Source organism: Actinosynnema sp. NPDC002837, from assembly GCF_040295345.1.
Taxonomy (GTDB): Bacteria; Actinomycetota; Actinomycetes; order Mycobacteriales; family Pseudonocardiaceae; genus Actinosynnema.
In genome coordinates this window covers 72,453-79,461 of record NZ_JBEOVG010000037.1, presented here as the reverse complement: position 1 = coordinate 79,461, position 7,009 = coordinate 72,453, and the positions used below count along the sequence as shown (strand labels likewise).

The following is a 7,009-nucleotide window of genomic DNA, read 5'->3' as shown; positions in this document are numbered from 1 at the left end:
GCCGACGGGAGACCCCCGTCGGCCTCACGGCGTTTCCCGGTTCGGGCAGGGCCGCGGTCGTGATCGGCACGCTCCAGCGCTTCGGTGGCGTTATGGCGGCTGATCGGGTGGCAAACGTGGCGAACGGGGTGCGGAACCGATACCGGAATCGTCACCGACCGTGCGGTATGTCACATGATTAGGCGATTCGGGTGACTTCTGTCAATACTCCTTACCCGTCGGTAACGTGAGTGGTGGGAGTCCCGTTGGTGCGCAGCTTCGTCGTCGGATCCGCCGTGGTCGCGGTGCTGGCAGCCGGGTGCGGCGCGGCGGAGGAATCGCCGGTCAAGACGGGCCCCGGCGTCACCGACGACACGATCTCGCTCGGCGTGCTGACGGACATGACGGGACCGTTCTCGGCCACGTCGCTCATCCGGATCAAGGGCTACGAGCTGTTCCTGGCCGAGCTGAACGAGCGCGGCGGCATCTGCGGGCGCAAGGTCGAGCTCAAGCAGGCCGACCACGGCTACGACGTCGACCGGGCGTTGCAGGCGTACTTCGAGCTGGAGCCGCAGGTGCTCGGCTTCATGGACGTCACCGGCGCGCCGATGACCGAGGCCATCGAGCCGGACCTGATGCAGACCCGCGCCATCGCCGCGCCCGCGTCGTGGTCGGCGAGCCTGCTCGGCAACCCGCACATGGTCATCGTCGGCACGACCTACGACCTCGACGTGATCAACGGGCTGGACCACGCCAAGCGCTCGGGCCTGATCGGCCCCGGTGACACCATCGGGCACATCCACGTCGAGAGCGACTACGGCCGCAACGCGCTGGAAGGCAGCACGTTCGCCGCCGAGCAGTGGGGCATGGAGCTGGTCGCGAAGGCCGTGCCGGAGACCGCGGACGTGGCCGCGCAGGTCGGCGCGCTGCGCGCGGCGGGGGCGAAGGCGGTGTTCCTGAGCACGTCGCCGCAGCAGACCGCGACCGCCGTCGCGACCGCCGAGCGGCTCGGCTGGGACGTGCCGTTCCTGGTCAACGCGGTGGGGTACGACCCGTTGATCCTCCAGTCGCCCGCGGCGGCGGCCGTGGTGAAGCGGGTGCAGGTGGTGTCGCCGATCGCGCCGTTCGCGACCGACCTGCCGGGGCCGCGCGCGGTGGCGGAGGCGTTCACCCGGAAGTTCCCGGAGCTGGAGCCGACCGGGTCGGTGGACCACGGGTACGTGATCGGGATGGCGTTCGCGGCGATCCTGGAGAAGGCGTGCGGCGAGCGCGACCTGACCCGTGACGGGGTGCTGCGGGCGTTCCAGGACACCAACAAGGTCGACACGAGGAGCCTGACGGGGCAGCTGCGGTTCTCCCTGGTGGGGCGGCCGTCGGCGACGCAGTCGTACATCGCGCGGCCCGACCCGGCGACACCCGGCGGGCTGGCCGTGGTCGCAGACCTGTTCGAGTCCGAGCTGGTCAAGCTCAAGGGCACGCGCGCCAAGTAGCCCTGGCGGGTAGTTTCCGCCGGTCCGCGCGGGGAATCCGAGGCGCATGATCGAGGTGCGCTTGGCGGTGCCAACGTCGGTGGAGCGGGTGTTCGCGGTGCTGGCCGACGGCTGGTCCTACGCGGGCTGGGTGGTCGGTGCCGCGCACATCCGCGAGGTGGACGCGGGGTGGCCGGGTACCGGCACGCGGATCCACCACAGCGTCGGCGCGTGGCCGTTGTCGGTGCAGGACGTGACCACGGTGCTGGACGTCGACCCGCCCCGGATGCTGGAGCTGGAGGCCCGCCTGTGGCCGCTGGGCGCGGCCCGCATCCGCTTCGACCTGAAGGCCACCTCCGACGGCTGCGAGGTCACCATGCTCGAGGAGGCGATCAAGGGCCCCCTCTCCCTGCTCCCCGAACCGGCCCAGTCCCTCTTCCTGACCCCTCGCAACCGCGAGACCCTGGCCCGCCTCACCGCCCGAGCCGCCCGCAAACCCACCTGACGCCGCGCGTCGAACGCTCAGGACCTCTGGACGCGGGTCAGTAGAGGTGGTGGTGGAGGGTGCGGAGGAGGAGGCGGTAGGCGTCGCCGGCCAGGGCGTTGCGGGTCAGGGCGGCACGGGCGGCGTTCGCGCCGGGTGCGCCGTGGACGCCGCCACCGGGGTGGGCGGACGCGGACGTCAGGTACAGGCGGTCGATGGGGGTGTCGGCACGGGCCAGGCCCGGGGTCGGGCGGAAGACCAGCTGCTGGTGGATGGCGGCGGTGCCCGCGTTGATCGAACCGCCGACCAGGCTGCGGTTGCGGGTCTCCAGGTCGGACGGGCCGTGGACCACGCGGGCGCGGATCAGGTCGCGGAACCCCGGCGCGTGCCGCTCGATCAGCTGCTCCACCCCGTCGGCACGGCGGCGCACCCGGTCGGCGGACCACTGCTCACCCCGCGGCACGTGCGTGTACGCCCAAGCGGTCTCCGTGCCGACCGGTGAACGGCTCGGATCCGTCGTCGTCATCTGCCCCATGATCACGAACGGCGTCCCCGGCACCCGCCCGCACGCGATCTCCGCATTGAACAGGGCCAACGCGTTGAAATCCCCTCCCAAGTGGACGGTCCCCGCACCCCCGACCCCATCCGCCGTCCACGGCACGGGCCCGTCCAACGCCCAGTCCACCTTGATCGTCGCGTCGTCCCACTCGAACGCCGCCAGGTCCGACACCAACCGCGACGGCAGGTGCTCCGCCCCCACCAACCCGAGGTACAACGCCGGCGCCGGCACGTCCGCCAGCACCGCCTTCCGCGCCCGCACGTACCCGCCCGCCGCGTCACGCACCCCCAGCGCACGCCCACCGGCCACCACCACCCGCTCCACCGCCCGGCCGCACTCCACCACCCCACCGAGCCGCCGCACCAACGCCCGCGTCAACGCACCCGCACCGCCCTCCGGCACCGGATACCCCACGTCCTGCCCCAACATCGACAGCAACCACCCGAACGCCGCACTGCCCGCCTGGTCCGGCCCCAGGTCGGTGTGCATCGCGTTGCCCGCCAACAACAACGGCGCTCCCTCACCCGAGAACCGCTCGTCCCCGAACGCCCGCACGGACTGCAGGAACGACCGCGCGAGCCGCAACGCCCCACCCGCGCCCAACGCGCCCACCAACCCGGCGCCCGCGCGCACCGGCGGGAACGGCCGCATCAACACCTCGACCAGCTCCGCCCGGACCCGCTGCCACAACGCGAACTCCGCCCGCCAGACGTCACCGTCACCCGCGCCGAACGCCTCCACCGACGCCGCCGTCCGGTCCACGTCCTGCGACAGCACCACGGCCCGGTCGTCCGACAGCACGTGCGCCAGCACCTCCGGCGCCCGCCGCCACCGCAACCCGTGCCGACCCAGGTCCAACCCGGTGATCACCGGCGACGCCGCGCCCAGCGGGTAGAACGCGCTGAACAGGTCGTGCCGGAACCCCGGCTCGGTCAACTCCGCCGTCCGCACCGCCCCACCGGGCTCGTCGGCCGCCTCCAGCACCAGCACGTCCCATCCGGCGTCGGCCAGCAGGTTCGCCGCCACCAGCCCGTTCGGGCCGGAACCGATGACCACCGCGTCCACGACATCGCTCAACGCACGTCTCCCTGGCTCTGCTGCACCGGCCGACCGAACCGCAACCCCCGCCACCGTCCCACATCGCGCGGCGCGAGCGGGCCCCACGTGCCGCGCCCCTCCGCGACCGCCACCACGAGCTCCGCCAACGCCTCCCGCGGCGGGTGCGCGGGCGCCCACCCCAACGCCCGCAACCGTGAACTGTCCACAACGGACACCTGATCGGCCAGCCGCAACCACCCGGGGTGCACGGGCTGCAGGCCCAGCCGCCACGTCGGCCAGGCCACCGCCCGCAACAGGGCCAACGGCACCGGCAGCAGGAACCCGCCGAACAACGGGGCCAGCTCACGCGCGTCCAACGGCGGGTCGGCGGCCACGTTGAACGCGCCGACGGCGTGCCGCGCGAGGACCACCTGGACCGCCCGCGCCACGTCCTCCGCGTGCACCACCTGCGCCCGCAACCCCCGCCACAACGGCACCGGCAGCCACCGCCGCCCCACCACCCGCGCGGGCGCCAACGGGCTCAGCACCCACCGGCCGAGCTCACCGCCCGCGTCCGGCTGCACGATCGCGCACGGCCGCAGCACGGCCACCCCGGGACGACCGGCGACCAACCGCTCCAGCTCGGCCTTCTGCGCGCTGTACGCGCTGCCGGGCACCCCGCCGCACGGCCACGACTCGTCCACCGGCGTGGCAGCGGGCGTGTACGCCGCGACCGAGGACATCACCACCACGTGCGGCACACGGGCCCGGTCCGCCGCACGCAGCACGTGCGCGGTGCCGGTGAGGTTGGTGCGCCGCATGGCGGGCTCACCCGACGTGGGCTGCACCGCCCACGCCAGGTGCACCACCGCGTCCGCACCCGCGAACGCCCTGCCCAGCACCACCTCGGCGGCCGGCGCACCCACGTCGCAGCTCACCCAATCGGGTGAACCGACGGGTATCCGCCGCGCGATGCCCACCACCGGGTCGCCCGCGTCCGCGAGCACGCGGCGCAGGGCCGTCCCCACGTTGCCGCTGGCACCCGTGACGACGACCCTCATGGCCGCCGGGTACCCCTACTTCGCGCCGCCAAGCCCCGCGCGCCGCAGCGCCTCGGCCATCGCGCCGTTGGCCGGCGGGCGCTCCTGCTGCCGGGGCTTGCCGCCACCGCGGGGCACGCCGCCACCGCGCTGACCGCCACGCGGCTCGCGCTGCTCGCGGGGCGGCTTGCGGCCCGGCTCGTCCTCCAGCCGCAGCGTCAACCCGATCCGCTTGCGCGGGATGTCGACCTCCAGCACCTTCACCCGCACCACGTCACCGGACTTGACCACGTCGCGCGGGTCCTTGACGTAGGTGTTGGACAGCGCCGAGATGTGCACCAGGCCGTCCTGGTGCACGCCGACGTCCACGAACGCGCCGAACGCGGCCACGTTCGTCACCACGCCCTCCAGCACCATGCCGGGCTTGAGGTCGGCGATCTTCTCCACGCCCTCGGCGAACGTCGCCGTCTTGAACGCGGGCCGCGGGTCGCGCCCCGGCTTCTCCAGCTCGCGCAGGATGTCGGTGACCGTCGGCAGGCCGAACGTGTCGTCCACGAACTCCTGCGGCCGCAGCGCCTTCAGCACCGCCGTGTTGCCGATCAGCTGCTCGCCGCCCGCGCGCTCCTGCATCCGCCGCACCACCGGGTACGCCTCGGGGTGCACGGAGGAGGCGTCCAGCGGGTCGTCGCCGTTCGGGATGCGGAGGAAGCCCGCGCACTGCTCGAACGCCTTGGGGCCCAGCCGCGCCACGTCCTTCAAGGCGCGCCGCGAGCGGAACGGGCCGTTGCTGTCGCGGTGCTGCACGATGTTCTCGGCCAGCCCGGCGGTGATGCCGGAGACGCGGGTCAGCAGCGGCACCGAGGCGGTGTTCAGGTCCACGCCGACCGCGTTCACGCAGTCCTCGACCACCGCGTCCAACGACTTCGACAGCTTCGTCTCGGACAGGTCGTGCTGGTACTGGCCGACGCCGATCGACTTCGGGTCGATCTTCACCAGCTCGGCCAGCGGGTCCTGCAGCCGGCGGGCGATGGACACCGCGCCGCGCAGCGACACGTCCATGCCCGGCAGCTCGGCCGACGCGAACGCCGACGCCGAGTACACCGACGCGCCCGCCTCCGACACCACGGCCTTGGTCAGCTTCAGCTCGGGGTGCCGCTTGAGCAGGTCGGCGGCCAGCTTGTCGGTCTCGCGCGACGCGGTGCCGTTGCCGATGGAGATCAGCTCGACGTCGTGCTTCTTCGCCAGCACCGCCAGCTTGGCGATCGACTCGTCCCACCGGTTCGCGGGCACGTGCGGGTAGATCACGTCGGTGTCGACGACCTTGCCGGTCGCGTCGACGACGGCCACCTTCACGCCGGTGCGGAAACCGGGGTCGAGGCCCATCGTGGCGCGGGTGCCGGCGGGCGCGGCCAGCAGCAGGTCGCGCAGGTTCGACGCGAACACCTTCACGGCCTCGTCCTCGGCGAACGCCCGCAGCCGCGACCGCAGGTCGATGCCGAGGTGCACCAGGATCCGGGTGCGCCACGCCCAGCGCACGGTGTCGCCGAGCCACCGGTCGGCGGGCCGGCCCCGGTCGTCCACGCCGAAGCGGGACGCGATGCGCGCCTCGTAGCCGGTGGGCTCGTCCTCGTCGGCGGGGTCGAACTGGAGGTCGAGCACCTCCTCCTTCTCGCCGCGCAGCAGCGCGAGGATGCGGTGCGAGGGCAGCTTCGCGAACGGCTCGGAGAAGTCGAAGTAGTCGGCGAACTTCGCGCCGTCCTCCTCCTTGCCCTCCCGGACCTTGGACGCGAGCCGCCCCTGCGCCCACATGCGCTCGCGCAGCTCGCCGATGAGGTCGCCGTCCTCGCCGAACCGCTCGACCAGGATCGCCCGCGCGCCCAGCAGCGCGGCGGCGACGTCGGCGACCTCCTCGGTCACGAACGCCTTCGCCACCTCCTGCGGGTCCTGCGTCGGGTCGCCCAGCAGGCCGTCGGCGAGCGGTTCGAGGCCCTGCTCGCGCGCGATCTGCGCCTTGGTCCGCCGCTTCGGCTTGAACGGCAGGTAGAGGTCCTCCAGCCGGGCCTTGGAGTCGGCGGCCAGGATCGACGCCTCCAGCGCGTCGTCCAGCTTGCCCTGCGACCGGATGGACTCGAGCACAGCCGCCCGGCGGTCCTCCAGCTCCCGCAGGTAGCCCAGCCGTTCCTCCAGCGTGCGGAGCTGGGTGTCGTCGAGCGCGCCGGTCGCTTCCTTGCGGTAGCGGGCGATGAAGGGAACGGTGGAACCACCGTCGAGCAGGTCGACGGCGGCGCTGACCTGCCCGGCCCGCACCCCGAGCTCGTCGGCGATCCTCTGGTGAATGGCTGTGGTCACAGCGAGCCATTGTGCCCTGCCCGCCGGGCCACGTTCGGGCACCCCGACCGGGCCCGGCCGCCGATCGGTCGGGGAGCCCCTCACCCGGCCG

Annotated in this window: 5 protein-coding genes; 2 read left to right on the top strand and 3 right to left on the bottom strand. The window is 73.2% G+C overall.

Going from position 1 to position 7,009, the window contains the following annotated elements; all coding sequences use genetic code 11:
* The first annotated feature begins 248 nt into the window (after window positions 1-248).
* Window positions 249-1,469 (top strand): ABC transporter substrate-binding protein, encoded by a 1,221-nt coding sequence (locus tag ABTZ99_RS24270; RefSeq protein WP_499614179.1) that lies wholly within the window; start codon window positions 249-251, stop codon window positions 1,467-1,469.
* A gap of 46 nt (window positions 1,470-1,515) precedes the next feature.
* The gene (locus tag ABTZ99_RS24265; protein ID WP_499614177.1) at window positions 1,516-1,953 is read left to right on the top strand and encodes an SRPBCC family protein; all 438 of its coding nucleotides are present in this window, start codon (window positions 1,516-1,518) and stop codon (window positions 1,951-1,953) included.
* A gap of 37 nt (window positions 1,954-1,990) precedes the next feature.
* On the opposite strand, the gene ABTZ99_RS24260 is transcribed toward ABTZ99_RS24265, so the two are convergent.
* Genes ABTZ99_RS24260 through ABTZ99_RS24250 form a run of 3 tightly spaced genes read right to left on the bottom strand, consistent with a single transcriptional unit; the run spans window position 1,991 to window position 6,918 of the window.
* The gene (locus ABTZ99_RS24260) at window positions 1,991-3,568 is read right to left on the bottom strand and encodes a phytoene desaturase family protein (RefSeq protein WP_499614176.1); all 1,578 of its coding nucleotides are present in this window, start codon (window positions 3,566-3,568) and stop codon (window positions 1,991-1,993) included.
* On the bottom strand, window positions 3,565-4,590 hold the full coding sequence (locus ABTZ99_RS24255) for an NAD-dependent epimerase/dehydratase family protein (protein ID WP_499614174.1): 1,026 nt from the start codon (window positions 4,588-4,590) through the stop codon (window positions 3,565-3,567). The genes ABTZ99_RS24260 and ABTZ99_RS24255 overlap by 4 nt, the downstream gene beginning before the upstream one ends.
* A gap of 15 nt (window positions 4,591-4,605) precedes the next feature.
* Window positions 4,606-6,918 carry a Tex family protein gene (locus ABTZ99_RS24250; protein WP_499614171.1) on the bottom strand — a complete coding sequence of 771 codons (2,313 nt, stop codon included), beginning with the start codon at window positions 6,916-6,918 and terminating at the stop codon, window positions 4,606-4,608.
* Between the last annotated feature and the right edge of the window lie 91 nt (window positions 6,919-7,009).